At 53.8% G+C, this 14,487-nt stretch carries 11 protein-coding genes and 1 tRNA gene; 11 read left to right on the forward strand and 1 reads right to left on the reverse strand.

Annotation, left to right across the window (positions count from 1 at the left end; all coding sequences use genetic code 11):
• Positions 1 to 166: 166 nt before the first annotated feature.
• Complete coding sequence (argG, locus tag QFI97_RS04150) at positions 167 to 1,510, reverse strand: argininosuccinate synthase (protein ID WP_095099886.1); 1,344 nt, start codon at positions 1,508 to 1,510, stop codon at positions 167 to 169.
• Positions 1,511 to 1,961: 451 nt separating this feature from the next.
• On the opposite strand from argG, the gene QFI97_RS04155 reads away from it, so the two are divergent.
• The 11 genes from QFI97_RS04155 to QFI97_RS04205 all read left to right on the forward strand — a co-directional run bounded on the left by QFI97_RS04155 (position 1,962) and on the right by QFI97_RS04205 (position 14,397).
• Positions 1,962 to 2,038, forward strand: a tRNA-Met gene (locus QFI97_RS04155).
• A gap of 205 nt (positions 2,039 to 2,243) precedes the next feature.
• The gene (gene rimP / locus QFI97_RS04160; RefSeq protein ID WP_143350162.1) at positions 2,244 to 2,696 is read left to right on the forward strand and encodes a ribosome maturation factor RimP; all 453 of its coding nucleotides are present in this window, start codon (positions 2,244 to 2,246) and stop codon (positions 2,694 to 2,696) included.
• Between the two features lie 27 nt (positions 2,697 to 2,723).
• Positions 2,724 to 4,211, forward strand: coding sequence for a transcription termination factor NusA (nusA, locus tag QFI97_RS04165; protein WP_331834977.1), 1,488 nt, complete (start codon positions 2,724 to 2,726; stop codon positions 4,209 to 4,211).
• A 24-nt stretch (positions 4,212 to 4,235) separates the two neighbouring features.
• Positions 4,236 to 6,926: a translation initiation factor IF-2 gene (gene infB / locus QFI97_RS04170; protein WP_095099877.1), complete on the forward strand. Its 2,691-nt coding sequence runs from the start codon at positions 4,236 to 4,238 to the stop codon at positions 6,924 to 6,926.
• Positions 6,927 to 7,080: 154 nt separating this feature from the next.
• Entirely contained in the window at positions 7,081 to 7,482 is a 402-nt protein-coding gene (gene rbfA, locus QFI97_RS04175; RefSeq protein ID WP_041147389.1) for a 30S ribosome-binding factor RbfA, read from the forward strand.
• Complete coding sequence (truB, locus tag QFI97_RS04180) at positions 7,482 to 8,426, forward strand: tRNA pseudouridine(55) synthase TruB (RefSeq protein WP_346430612.1); 945 nt, start codon at positions 7,482 to 7,484, stop codon at positions 8,424 to 8,426. Before rbfA ends, truB begins: the two co-directional genes overlap by 1 nt.
• A 148-nt stretch (positions 8,427 to 8,574) precedes the next feature.
• Entirely contained in the window at positions 8,575 to 8,844 is a 270-nt protein-coding gene (gene rpsO, locus QFI97_RS04185) for a 30S ribosomal protein S15 (protein ID WP_004868066.1), read from the forward strand.
• 241 nt (positions 8,845 to 9,085) lie between these two features.
• Positions 9,086 to 11,221, forward strand: a complete 2,136-nt coding sequence (pnp, locus tag QFI97_RS04190; protein WP_331834975.1) for a polyribonucleotide nucleotidyltransferase — start codon at positions 9,086 to 9,088, stop codon at positions 11,219 to 11,221.
• 108 nt (positions 11,222 to 11,329) lie between these two features.
• A complete protein-coding gene (gene nlpI, locus QFI97_RS04195) occupies positions 11,330 to 12,214 on the forward strand; it encodes a lipoprotein NlpI (RefSeq protein ID WP_095099867.1) in 885 nt (294 codons plus the stop codon).
• Positions 12,215 to 12,317: 103 nt separating this feature from the next.
• Positions 12,318 to 12,398 (forward strand): protein YrbN, encoded by an 81-nt coding sequence (gene yrbN / locus QFI97_RS04200; RefSeq protein ID WP_115191791.1) that lies wholly within the window; start codon positions 12,318 to 12,320, stop codon positions 12,396 to 12,398.
• Positions 12,391 to 14,397, forward strand: coding sequence for a DEAD/DEAH family ATP-dependent RNA helicase (locus QFI97_RS04205; RefSeq protein WP_095099864.1), 2,007 nt, complete (start codon positions 12,391 to 12,393; stop codon positions 14,395 to 14,397). Before yrbN ends, QFI97_RS04205 begins: the two co-directional genes overlap by 8 nt.
• The last annotated feature ends 90 nt before the right edge of the window (positions 14,398 to 14,487 follow it).

Below are 14,487 nucleotides of genomic sequence, written 5' to 3' on the forward strand. Positions count from 1 at the left end.
CAAGCGTCGCCAGCAGGCGATCAATCTCCCGCGGTGGTCTGACATAGGCAATGATTATTAGATACTGCGGCCGGTAAAATTATGGGCCCCAGGTTTTATGGCGCAATTCTGGGGAAAGAAAAAAGCCGACGGATTAGCGTCGGCTGAAAGAGGAGATGAAGATAGATTATTTGTCTCTATTTTCCAGATTCTCAACCTGCGGAAGACCGGTAGTTGAAGAGGCGCTGAGCAGGCCGGATTGCGCGTAACCGAACAGCTTATCGCGGGTATCGGTAATATCCAGATTGCGCATGGTCAGCTGGCCAATACGGTCCTCTGCGGAGAACATGGAGTCGCCTTTTTCCATCGTCAGACGTTCTGCTTTATAGGTCAGGTTGTCGGAGACGGTGTTCAGAATGGAGTAATCATTACCGCGACGCAGCTCCAGCGTGACCTCACCGGTAATCGCGCTCGCCACCCAACGTTGCAGCGCGTCACGCAGCATCAGCGCCTGAGAATCAAACCAGCGTCCCTGGTACAGCAGACGACCCAGCTGACGACCGTGGGCATGGTACTGCTCAATGGTATCTTCGTTATGGATACCGGTCAGCAGACGCTCATAGGCAATATGCAGCAGCGCCATCCCCGGTGCTTCATAGATGCCGCGGCTTTTTGCTTCGATAATGCGGTTTTCAATCTGGTCACTCATGCCCAGCCCGTGACGACCGCCGATGCGGTTTGCTTCCAGCATCAGTTCCACATCATCGCTGAAGGTTTGGCCGTTGAGCGCGACCGGATGACCCTGCTCAAAGCGAATGGTCACTTCTTCCGCCGGGATCTTAACGCTCTCATCCCAGAACTTAACCCCCATGATCGGGTTGACGATTTTGACGCTGGAGTTAAGGAATTCCAGGTCCTTCGCTTCGTGGGTTGCGCCCAGCATGTTGGAGTCAGTAGAGTAGGCTTTCTCGACGGACATTTTGTAGTCAAAGCCGCAGGCAATCATAAACTCGGACATTTCCTGACGTCCGCCGAGCTCATCGATAAAGTCACTATCCAGCCACGGTTTGTAAATTTTCAGCTCAGCGTTGGTCAGCAGGCCGTAACGATAGAAGCGCTCGATATCGTTGCCTTTATAAGTGCTGCCGTCACCCCAGATGTTAACGCCATCTTCTTTCATCGCGGCAACCAGCATGGTGCCGGTAACGGCACGACCGAGCGGGGTGGTGTTAAAATAGGTCAGACCGCCGGTGGTGTTATGGAATGCGCCGCACTGGATCGCGGCAATGCCTTCGGCAACCAGCTGTTTGCGGCAGTCGATCAGACGAGCGCCCTCGGCACCGTACTCTTTGGCGCGGCGAGGAATAGCATCGTAATCCTCTTCGTCCGGCTGGCCCAGGTTAGCGGTATAGGCGTACGGCACCGCGCCTTTTTTACGCATCCACAGCAGGGCGGCGCTGGTATCCAGTCCACCAGAGAAAGCGATACCAATACGTTGACCAATCGGGAGATGCTTAAGAATCGTCGTCATAAAATAAAACCCTGCTAGATAGACTGTTGTGAGTTCGGTTTACCAGGTCCAGAACCTGTCCCATTTGACTATTCCGTTTGCCATTGAGGTTCAGGGTCATGCTTAAAAACCTTTATGTATAACCATACACGCCGGTCTTCTCGCGCTCTCCATGCCAAGGTGGCGTAAAAATTACGTCAAATGGGATATGTCCCTGTTGCATGTTTATGCATTAATTGTGAGTTTTCATTTAATCATCTTTTATGGATGACAGGAAGTGATTCATTACTTTTTTGCTAAAAAAGGGCGAAATGCCAGCACAAACGGGAAGCGGGCAATGTGAAATACATGTTGACAAAATATAGGGTTTATCAATACACTTTACCACGATTTTATGTCCCGTCCTCGGTACCAAATCCCAGCAGTATTTGCGTCTTTTGCTCAATAAGAGTAAAATATGCCACGTTTCAGGCGCGGGGTGGAGCAGCCTGGTAGCTCGTCGGGCTCATAACCCGAAGGTCGTCGGTTCAAATCCGGCCCCCGCAACCACTTTCCCTTTGAGTACTTTTTCAAATATACTGTGAGGACCTGGTCCTTCGTAGCCGAATTTGAAAGAATTCTCCTGGAAGTGTTCCAGATCGCAGTTGCGATCGCAGGGTTCAGTTATCTAAAACCCCGATTTATCGGGGTTTTTTGTTATCTGACTTCAGAATAACTGGGCTATACGCCCTTTTTTTATGTCTTGGGGGTGGGTTTGTCCACATTAGAGCAAAAATTAACAGAGATGCTCACTGCGCCGGTTGAAGCGCTTGGCTTTGAGCTGGTCGGCATCGAATTCGTTCGTGGTCGCACTTCCACACTGCGCATCTATATTGATAGTGATAATGGCATCAATGTTGATGATTGTGCTGATGTTAGCCACCAGGTCAGTGCTGTCATGGACGTCGAAGATCCGATCACCGTTGCTTATAACCTGGAAGTGTCTTCACCTGGTCTCGATCGCCCGATGTTTACCGCCGAACACTATGCGCGTTTTTCCGGTGAGGAAGTTTCGCTGGTACTGCGTATGGCGGTTCAAAATCGCCGCAAATGGCAGGGCATTATCAAAGCGGTCGATGGTGAAATGATCACGGTAACCGTCGAAGGCAAAGATGAAGTGTTCGCGCTGAGTAACATCCAGAAGGCGAACCTGGTTCCCCACTTTTAACAGTCTGGATTGAGGTGAAAGGCCCCGATGAACAAAGAAATTTTGGCTGTTGTTGAAGCCGTTTCCAACGAAAAGGCGCTGCCGCGCGAGAAGATTTTCGAAGCGCTGGAAAGCGCTCTGGCAACGGCTACAAAGAAAAAATACGAACAAGAGATCGACGTGCGTGTGAGCATCGATCGTCGTAGCGGTGATTTTGATACCTTCCGTCGCTGGTTGGTCGTTGAAGAAGTTACCCAGCCGACTCGCGAAATTACGCTTGAAGCGGCGCGTTACGAAGACGAAAGCATGAATCCTGGTGACTTTGTCGAAGACCAGATTGAATCCGTCACCTTCGACCGCATCACCACGCAAACGGCAAAACAGGTTATCGTACAGAAAGTACGTGAAGCCGAACGTGCAATGGTTGTCGATCAGTTCCGCGAGCACGAAGGTGAAATCATCACCGGCGTGGTGAAAAAAGTGAACCGCGATAACATCACTCTGGATCTGGGCAGCAATGCTGAAGCCGTGATCCTGCGTGAAGATATGCTGCCGCGTGAAAACTTCCGTCCAGGCGACCGTATTCGCGGCGTTCTGTACGCGGTACGTCCGGAAGCGCGCGGCGCTCAGCTGTTCGTTACCCGTTCTAAGCCGGAAATGCTGATCGAACTGTTCCGCATTGAGGTGCCGGAAATCGGTGAAGAAGTCCTCGAGATTAAAGCCGCCGCTCGCGATCCGGGTTCCCGTGCGAAAATCGCGGTGAAAACCAACGATAAGCGTATCGATCCAGTTGGCGCCTGCGTCGGCATGCGCGGTGCGCGCGTTCAGGCGGTTTCTACCGAACTGGGCGGCGAGCGTATCGATATCGTCCTGTGGGATGATAACCCGGCGCAGTTCGTGATTAACGCGATGGCTCCGGCTGACGTGGCGTCTATCGTGGTGGATGAAGACAAACACACCATGGATATCGCCGTTGAAGCGGGCAATCTGGCGCAGGCGATCGGCCGTAACGGTCAGAACGTGCGTCTGGCATCGCAGCTGAGCGGCTGGGAACTCAACGTGATGACCGTTGATGACCTGCAGGCTAAGCATCAGGCTGAAGCCCATGCGGCGATTGATACTTTCACCAAGTATCTCGATATTGATGAAGATTTCGCTACGATGTTGGTTGAAGAAGGTTTCGCCACTCTGGAAGAACTGGCCTATGTGCCGGTGAAAGAACTGCTGGAAATCGACGGTCTGGATGAAGCCACCGTTGAAGCACTTCGTGAGCGTGCGAAAAATGCGCTGACCACGTTGGCGCTGGCTCAGGAAGAAAGCCTGGGAGACACTAAACCTGCCGATGATTTACTGAATCTGGAAGGTCTGGAACGTCTGATGGCTTTCAAACTGGCTGCCCGTGGCGTTTGTACGCTGGAAGATCTCGCCGAGCAGGGCATTGATGATCTGGCTGATATCGAAGGGTTGACCGACGAAAAAGCCGGAGAGCTCATCATGGCCGCCCGTAATATTTGTTGGTTCGGCGACGAAGCGTAATAAACTGTAGCAGGAAGGAACAGCATGACAGATGTGACCATTAAAGCGCTGGCCTCAGAGATTCAGACCTCTGTGGATCGCCTGATACAGCAATTTGCTGATGCAGGGATCCGCAAATCGGTCGATGACTCTGTGACCGCGCAAGAGAAGCAAACCTTGTTGACGCACCTGAACCGTGAACACGGCTCGGCGCCCGACAAGCTGACGCTGCAGCGCAAAACGCGCAGCACGTTAAATATTCCAGGTACCGGTGGAAAGAGCAAATCGGTACAAATCGAAGTCCGCAAGAAACGCACCTTTGTGAAACGCGATCCGCAAGAGGCAGAACGCCTTGCCGCGGAAGAGCAGGCGCAGCGTGAAGCGGAAGAGCAGGCCCATCGTGAAGCTGAAGAAACGGCTAAGCGAGAGGCGCAATTAAAAGCTGAACGTGAGGCCGCAGAACAAGCTAAACGTGAAGTCGCTGATAAAGCGAAACGTGAAGCTGCGGAAAAAGACAAAGTGAGCAATCAACAAACCGACGACATGACTAAAACCGCCCAGGCTGAAAAGAGCCGCCGTGAAAACGAAGCTGCAGAGCTGAAGCGTAAATCGGAAGAAGAAGCACGTCGCAAGCTTGAAGAAGAAGCGCGCCGCGTGGCGGACGATGCACGCCGTATGGCTGCCGAAAATGAAAAGAACTGGACCGAAACGCCAGAAACGCCTCCTGAAGAAACCTCTGACTATCACGTGACCACGTCTCAGCATGCCCGTCAGGCAGAAGACGACAACGACCGTGAAGTTGAAGGCGGTCGCGGCCGTGGCCGTAACGCCAAAGCAGCACGCCCTCAGAAGAAAGGCAACAAGCACGCTGAATCCAAAGCCGATCGCGAAGAAGCCCGTGCGGCCGTACGCGGTGGTAAAGGCGGCAAGCGTAAAGGTTCTTCCCTGCAGCAGGGCTTCCAGAAGCCGGCTCAGGCCGTGAACCGTGACGTCATCATTGGCGAAACCATCACCGTTGGCGATCTGGCTAACAAGATGGCGGTCAAAGGCTCTCAGGTCATCAAAGCGATGATGAAGCTGGGCGCAATGGCGACCATCAACCAGGTCATCGACCAGGAAACCGCACAGCTGGTTGCCGAAGAGATGGGCCACAAAGTTATCCTGCGTCGTGAGAACGAGCTGGAAGAAGCGGTAATGAGCGACCGTGATACCGGCGCCGCGGCAGAAGCCCGTGCACCGGTTGTGACCATCATGGGTCACGTTGACCACGGTAAAACCTCTCTGCTCGACTATATCCGTTCAACGAAAGTTGCCTCCGGCGAAGCGGGTGGTATTACCCAGCACATTGGTGCGTACCACGTTGAAACTGAAAACGGCATGATCACCTTCCTGGATACCCCAGGCCACGCCGCGTTCACCTCAATGCGTGCTCGTGGTGCTCAGGCAACGGATATCGTTGTTCTGGTTGTTGCCGCGGACGATGGCGTGATGCCGCAGACTATCGAAGCTATCCAGCATGCGAAAGCAGCGCAGGTGCCGGTCGTCGTTGCGGTCAACAAAATCGATAAGCCAGAAGCTGATATGGACCGTGTTAAAACCGAACTGTCTCAGTACGGCGTTATGCCGGAAGAGTGGGGCGGCGAGTCTCAGTTCATCCCTGTTTCTGCGAAAGCCGGTACCGGTATTGACGATCTGCTGAACGCCATCCTGCTGCAGGCTGAAGTTCTGGAGCTGAAAGCCGTTCGCAACGGTATGGCAAGCGGCGCGGTCATCGAATCCTTCCTGGATAAAGGTCGTGGTCCGGTAGCTACCGTTCTGGTACGTGAAGGTACTCTGAACAAGGGCGATATCGTTCTGTGTGGCTTCGAATACGGCCGCGTTCGTGCAATGCGTAACGAACTGGGTCAGGAAGTGCTGGAAGCAGGTCCGTCCATTCCGGTTGAAATCCTCGGCCTGTCCGGCGTTCCGGCTGCGGGCGACGAAGTGACCGTTGTTCGTGACGAGAAAAAAGCGCGTGAAGTTGCGCTGTATCGTCAGGGCAAATTCCGCGAAGTCAAACTGGCGCGTCAGCAGAAGTCTAAGCTTGAGAACATGTTCGCTAACATGACCGAAGGCGAAGTTCACGAAGTGAACGTGGTACTGAAAGCGGACGTTCAGGGCTCTGTAGAAGCTATCTCTGACTCTTTACTGAAACTGTCCACCGACGAAGTTAAAGTGAAGATCATTGGTTCTGGCGTAGGTGGTATCACCGAAACCGACGCGACCCTGGCTGCGGCATCCAACGCTATCCTGGTTGGCTTCAACGTGCGTGCTGATGCATCTGCTCGCAAAGTGATTGAATCTGAAAGCCTGGATCTGCGCTACTACTCCGTCATCTATAACCTGATCGACGAAGTTAAAGCAGCAATGAGCGGCATGCTGTCTCCGGAACTGAAACAGCAGATCATTGGTCTGGCTGAAGTGCGTGATGTGTTCAAATCGCCGAAATTTGGCGCCATCGCGGGCTGTATGGTTACCGAAGGCACGATTAAGCGTCACAACCCAATCCGCGTACTGCGTGACAACGTGGTTATCTATGAAGGCGAGCTGGAATCCCTGCGCCGCTTCAAAGATGACGTTAACGAAGTCCGTAACGGTATGGAATGTGGTATCGGCGTTAAGAACTACAACGACGTTCGCGTTGGCGATATGATCGAAGTGTTCGAAATCATCGAAATCCAACGTACCATCGCGTAATCTTGGTCGACTATTGGGCCGCAGCGCCTTGTGCTGCAGCTCAAAATTGACGGAAGATCGCCGAGGGTAAGCCGGGTCAGCGAAGCGCCACCCGGCAATCATTTTAAAAAGGGGCTTATAGCCCCTTTTTTGTCTTTATTCTGGAGAATTTATTATGGCGAAAGAATTTGGTCGCCCGCAGCGCGTAGCTCAGGAGATGCAAAAAGAGATTGCTATCATCCTGCAGCGCGAAATTAAAGATCCGCGCCTGGGCATGATGACTACCGTCTCTGGTGTAGAAATGTCCCGCGATCTGGCCTATGCCAAAGTGTTTGTGACGTTCCTGAACGACAAAGATGAAGCCGCTGTTAAAGCGGGCATTAAAGCGCTGCAGGAAGCATCCGGATTTATCCGCTCGCTGCTGGGTAAAGCGATGCGTCTGCGTATCGTGCCGGAACTGACCTTCTTCTACGACAACTCGCTGGTCGAAGGGATGCGCATGTCTAACCTGGTGACCAGCGTGGTGAAGCATGACGATGAGCGTCGTGTGAATCCGGACGACGTCAAGGAGGACTAATGAGTCGTCCTCGTCGTCGCGGCCGAGATGTGCACGGCGTACTTTTGCTGGATAAACCCCAGGGGGCTTCCAGCAATGACGTACTGCAAAAAGTAAAACGTATTTATAACGCTAACCGGGCAGGACATACCGGTGCGCTGGATCCGCTGGCAACCGGCATGCTGCCGATTTGCCTCGGAGAAGCGACCAAGTTTTCCCAGTACCTGCTCGATTCTGACAAGCGTTACCGCGTAATTGCCAAACTGGGTCAACGCACCGATACCTCTGATGCCGATGGTCAGGTGGTGGAAGAGCGTCCGCTGGCCTTCAGCGACGCTCAGCTGGCCTCCGCGCTGGAAGGCTTTCGCGGCGAGACTCAGCAGGTGCCGTCAATGTATTCGGCGCTGAAGTACCAGGGTAAAAAGCTGTACGAATATGCCCGCCAGGGGATTGACGTCCCGCGCGAAGCCCGGCCGATTACCGTCTACGAGCTGCTGTTTATTCGCCATGAAGGCGATGAGCTTGAGCTGGAAATCCACTGTTCAAAAGGGACGTATATTCGTACGATTATCGACGATTTAGGCGAAAAGCTGGGCTGTGGCGCGCACGTGATTTTCCTGCGCCGCCTGGCCGTCAGCAAATATCCTGTTGAACGTATGGTGACGCTCGAACAGCTGCAGGCGCTGGTTGAACAGGCGCAAGAGCAGGATATTCCTGCCGCGCAGCTGCTCGACCCGCTGCTGATGCCGATGGACAGCCCGGCGTCGGATTATCCGCTGGTTAATATTCCAGAAACGTCGGCGGTATACTTTAAAAACGGTAATCCGGTCCGCACTTCGGGAGCGCCGAAGCAGGGGCTGGTACGCGTAACGGAAGGCGAAGACGAGAAGTTTCTCGGGATGGGTGAAATTGATGACGAGGGCCGCGTGGCGCCGCGTCGTCTGGTCGTTGAATACCCTGCCTGAGGGCTGTTCTTGCGATAAAAGCTGGCTGCGAGTAGAATATCGCCGCCTGACGTCCGCAAAAGTGTTTTAACATTTTCGGGCGTCGCATCAGGGGTCGCTGAATTAGAGATCGGCACCCTTTCTTTCTTTTAATTTTTGGAGTTTTAAAATGTCTCTAAGCGTTGAAGCTAAAGCAAAAATCGTTTCTGAGTTTGGTCGTGGCGAAAACGACAGCGGTTCTACCGAAGTTCAGGTTGCACTGCTGACTGCCCAGATTAACCATCTGCAGGGTCACTTTTCCGAGCATAAAAAAGATCACCACAGCCGTCGTGGTCTGCTGCGCATGGTTTCCCAGCGTCGTAAACTGCTCGACTACCTGAAACGTAAAGATGTTGCACGTTACTCTTCGCTGATCGAGCGTCTGGGTCTGCGTCGCTAATTCTGCGAGTTTCAGAAAAAGGGGCCTCAGGGCCCCTTTTTTCGACCAGGCGGCAGCAATTAGCTAAAAACTCATGTATTGTTGCTATTAATGATCTTCGTGCAGAGGTTCGCGCGGCTAATGAGAGGCTTCATCCGCAGGGGCGGGTAAAGGTTGTCATTAGTCGCGAGGATGCAGAAGATCGGGTCATCTGACGCTATATCCTCGATATAGCGTCACTTTTTGATAAAAGGATAGAATTTTGCTAAATCCGATCGTTCGTAAATTCCAGTACGGCCAACACACCGTCACTCTGGAAACCGGCATGATGGCACGTCAGGCCACTGCCGCCGTCATGGTAAGCATGGATGACACTGCGGTATTCGTTACCGTTGTCGGCCAGAAGAAAGCGAAGCCAGGCCAGGACTTCTTCCCGCTGACCGTAAACTATCAAGAACGTACCTACGCAGCAGGTAAAATCCCGGGTGGTTTCTTCCGTCGCGAAGGCCGTCCAAGCGAAGGCGAAACCCTGATTGCGCGTCTGATTGACCGCCCGGTTCGTCCGCTGTTCCCGGAAGGTTTCGTTAATGAAGTTCAGGTTATTGCCACCGTTGTTTCCGTTAACCCGCAGGTTAACCCGGACATCGTTGCGATGATCGGTGCTTCCGCTGCGCTGTCTCTGTCCGGTATTCCGTTTAACGGTCCTATCGGCTCCGCGCGCGTGGGCTACATTAACGACCAGTACGTACTGAACCCGACTCAGGATGAGCTGAAAGAAAGTAAGCTGGACCTGGTTGTTGCCGGTACCGAAGCTGCGGTCCTGATGGTTGAATCCGAAGCAGAACTGCTGAGCGAAGACCAGATGCTGGGCGCGGTGGTATTCGGCCACGAGCAGCAGCAGATTGTTATTCAGACCATCAATGACCTGGTGAAAGAAGCGGGTAAACCGCGCTGGGAATGGCAGCCGGAAGTCGTAGACGCCGCGCTGAATGCCCGCGTTGCAGCCCTGGCTGAAGCTCGCCTGAGCGATGCTTACCGCATCACTGACAAACAAGAGCGCTATGCTCAGATTGGTGTGATCAAAGCTGAAACAATCGCCACGCTGACTGCTGAAGATGAAGCCCTGGACGCTAACGAACTGGGTGAAATTCTGCACGCTATCGAGAAAAATGCCGTTCGTAGCCGCGTACTGGCAGGCGAGCCGCGCATCGATGGTCGTGAAAAAGATATGATTCGTGGTCTGGACGTTCGTACCGGCGTACTGCCGCGTACCCACGGTTCCGCACTGTTCACCCGTGGTGAAACTCAGGCGCTGGTTACCGCGACCCTGGGCACCGCGCGTGACGCGCAGAACATCGATGAGCTGATGGGCGATCGTACCGACTCCTTCCTGTTCCACTACAACTTCCCTCCGTACTCCGTAGGCGAGACCGGAATGGTAGGTTCACCGAAGCGTCGTGAAATTGGTCACGGTCGTCTGGCTAAGCGCGGCGTGCTGGCCGTAATGCCGACCACCGAAGAATTCCCGTACACCGTCCGCGTGGTTTCTGAAATCACCGAATCTAACGGTTCTTCTTCCATGGCTTCCGTTTGTGGTGCCTCTCTGGCGCTGATGGACGCTGGCGTGCCGATTAAAGCCTCCGTTGCGGGTATCGCAATGGGTCTGGTGAAAGAAGGCGACAACTATGTCGTTCTCTCCGATATTCTCGGCGACGAAGATCACCTGGGCGATATGGACTTCAAAGTTGCGGGTTCCCGCGACGGTATCTCTGCGCTGCAGATGGATATCAAAATTGAAGGTATCACCAAAGAGATCATGCAGGTTGCGCTGAACCAGGCTAAAGGTGCGCGTCTGCACATCCTGGGCGTAATGGAGCAGGCGATTAACGCGCCGCGCGGCGACATCTCCGAATTCGCACCGCGTATCCACACCATCAAGATCAGCCCGGACAAGATCAAAGACGTGATCGGTAAGGGTGGTTCCGTCATCCGTGCGCTGACTGAAGAAACCGGCACCACCATCGAAATCGAAGATGACGGTACCGTGAAAATCGCAGCGACCGACGGCGACAAAGCGTTGCACGCTATTCGTCGTATCGAAGAGATTACCGCTGAGATCGAAGTTGGTCGTATCTACAATGGTAAAGTGACCCGTATCGTTGACTTTGGCGCATTCGTTGCCATCGGCGGCGGTAAAGAAGGTCTGGTGCATATTTCTCAGATCGCCGACAAGCGCGTTGAGAAAGTGACCGATTACCTGCAGATGGGTCAGGAAGTGCCGGTTAAGGTTCTGGAAGTTGACCGTCAGGGCCGCGTCCGTCTGAGCATCAAAGAAGCAACTGAGCAGACTCAGCCTGTAAGCGCACCGGAAGCTCCGGTCGCTGAGCAGGGCGAGTAAGGTTGCCGTTTGCCCTCCGCGTTTGCGGAGGGTGTATTACGGGCAGGACGCCTTGTTTGCAGCCGGGGAACTGGACGTTCATCCAATCGTTGTCTTCGGGAGTGGGAAATGAAGCCTTTTTTGCGCTGGTGTTTCGTGGCGACAGCTCTCACGCTGGCAGGATGCAGCAACTCTGCCTGGCGTAAGGACGCAGTCCTCGCGGTGCCATTGCAACCGACTTTGCAGCAAGAAGTGATTCTGGCGCGCATGGAACAAATTCTTGCCAGTCGGGCTTTAACCGATGATGAACGCGCACAGCTTTTATATGAGCGCGGAGTGTTGTATGATAGTCTCGGTCTGAGGGCATTAGCGCGAAACGATTTTTCACAAGCGCTGGCAATCCGACCTGATATGCCCGAAGTATTCAACTACTTAGGCATATATTTAACGCAGGCAGGTAATTTTGATGCTGCCTATGAAGCGTTTGATTCTGTACTTGAGCTTGATCCAACTTATAACTACGCGCACTTAAATCGCGGCATCGCCCTGTATTACGGGGGTCGTGCTAAGTTAGCGCAAGATGATCTGCTGGCGTTTTATCAAGACGATCCCAATGATCCTTTCCGTAGCCTGTGGCTTTACCTCGCTGAGCGCAAACTCGACGAGAAGCAGGCGCTTGAAGCACTGAAACAGCGCTTCGAGAAATCGGACAAAGAGCAATGGGGATGGAACATTGTCGAGTTCTACCTTAACGATATTAGCGAAAAAACGCTGATGGATCGTTTGAAGGCAGACGCAACGGATAACACCTCGCTCGCTGAGCATCTCAGTGAAACCAACTTCTATTTAGGTAAGTACTACCTAAGTCTGGGGGACAAGGACAGCGCTACGGCACTGTTCAAACTGGCGGTCGCAAACAACGTTCATAACTACGTTGAGCACCGATACGCATTGTTGGAATTATCGCTCTTGGGCCAGGAGCAAGATGACCTGGCAGAATCGGACCAGCAATAGCTGACGAACAAACATCAGCCCTTTTTTTTATTGCCATCACCTTCGCGGGTGAGGGCGTTGTTGTTCGTTAATACACCTACTTTGAGCCGGTTCACACTTTTCAATGAAAATTACTGTAAATTTTCACGTTGAGTTATGTAGACTGGCCGCCATTAATTTTGAGGCACACGTACTACATGGCTGAATTCGAAACCACTTTTGCAGATCTGGGCCTGAAGGCTCCTATCCTTGAAGCCCTTAACGATCTGGGTTACGAAAAACCATCTCCGATCCAGGCTGAGTGCATTCCGCACCTGCTGGGCGGCCGCGACGTTCTGGGTATGGCCCAGACGGGTAGCGGTAAAACCGCAGCGTTCTCTTTACCGCTGTTGAACAATCTTGATCCTGAGCTCAAAGCACCGCAAATTCTGGTGCTGGCGCCGACCCGCGAACTGGCGGTACAGGTTGCTGAAGCGATGACGGACTTCTCTAAACATATGCGCGGCGTAAACGTGGTAGCCCTTTACGGCGGCCAGCGTTATGACGTGCAGCTGCGTGCTCTGCGCCAGGGACCACAAATTGTTGTGGGTACCCCGGGTCGTCTGCTTGACCACCTGAAGCGCGGTACTCTGGATCTCTCTAAGCTGAGCGGTCTGGTGCTGGATGAAGCTGACGAAATGCTGCGCATGGGCTTCATCGAAGACGTAGAAACGATTATGGCTCAGATCCCGGAAGGTCATCAGACCGCTCTGTTCTCTGCCACTATGCCGGAAGCGATCCGTCGTATTACCCGCCGCTTTATGAAAGAGCCGCAGGAAGTGCGCATCCAGTCCAGCGTAACCACTCGCCCGGACATCAGCCAGAGCTACTGGACTGCTTACGGTATGCGTAAAAACGAAGCGCTGGTGCGTTTCCTGGAAGCGGAAGATTTTGATGCGGCGATTATCTTCGTGCGTACCAAAAACGCGACTCTGGAAGTGGCCGAAGCGCTGGAGCGTAGCGGCTATAACAGCGCCGCGCTGAACGGTGATATGAACCAGTCCCTGCGTGAGCAGACTCTGGAACGTCTGAAAGACGGTCGTCTGGACATCCTGATTGCTACCGACGTTGCGGCCCGCGGCCTTGACGTAGAGCGTATCAGCCTGGTTGTTAACTACGACATCCCAATGGACTCCGAATCTTACGTTCACCGTATCGGCCGTACCGGTCGTGCAGGTCGTGCAGGTCGTGCGCTGCTGTTCGTTGAGAACCGCGAACGCCGTCTGCTGCGTAACATCGAACGCACCATGAAGCTGACCATTCCGGAAGTCGAGCTGCCGAACGCAGAGCTGCTGGGCAAACGCCGTCTGGAAAAATTCGCCGCTAAGGTTCAGCAGCAGCTGGAAAGCAGCGATCTGGATCAGTACCGTGCGCTGCTGGCGAACATCAAACCGTCCGCTGAAGGTGAAGAGCTGGATATCGAAACTCTGGCCGCAGCTCTGCTGAAAATGGCTCAGGGCGAACGTCCTCTGATCCTGCCGCCGGATGCGCCGATGCGTCCTAAACGCGAATTCCGCGATCGCGACGATCGTTTTGAACGTCGTAATGACCGTAACGATCGCAATGACCGTGGCCCGCGCGGCGACCGTCCTGAGCGTAGCGGTGAAGATCGTCCTAAACGCGAGCGTCGCGATGTTGGCGATATGGAACTGTATCGTATTGAAGTGGGCCGCGACGATGGTGTTGAAGTTCGTCACATTGTTGGCGCTATCGCTAACGAAGGCGACATCAGCAGCCGTTACATCGGTAACATCAAGCTGTTTGGCACCCACTCCACGATCGAGCTGCCGAAAGGCATGCCGGGCGAAGTGCTGCAGCACTTTACTCGTACCCGTATCCTGAACAAACCGATGAACATGCAGCTGATGGGCGATGCCCAGCCGCGCCCTGAGCGTAGCGGTGAACGTCGTGGCGGCGGTGAGCGTCGTGAAGGCGGCCGTGCCTTCGGTGGCGAACGTCGTGAAGGCGGTCGTGCTTTCGGCGGTGAACGTCGCGAAGGCGGTCGTGGTGATGGTCGTCGTTTCAGCGGCGAACGTCGTGAAGGCCATGCTCCTCGTCGTGAAGGTCATGCTCCGCGCCGTGATGATTCAGCGCCGCGTCGCGAAGATTCCGCCCCGCGTCGTGATGACTCATCAAGCCGTCGTCGTTTCGGTGGCGATGCGTAATTAGCGCTCGCTAGCGTAAAGTAAATGATACAGCCCCGATCTTAACGATTGGGGCTTTTTTTATTTCAATCGTACTCGTGTACTGGTACA

Source organism: Klebsiella scottii (assembly GCF_036561945.1).
Taxonomy (GTDB): domain Bacteria; phylum Pseudomonadota; class Gammaproteobacteria; order Enterobacterales; family Enterobacteriaceae; genus Klebsiella; species Klebsiella scottii.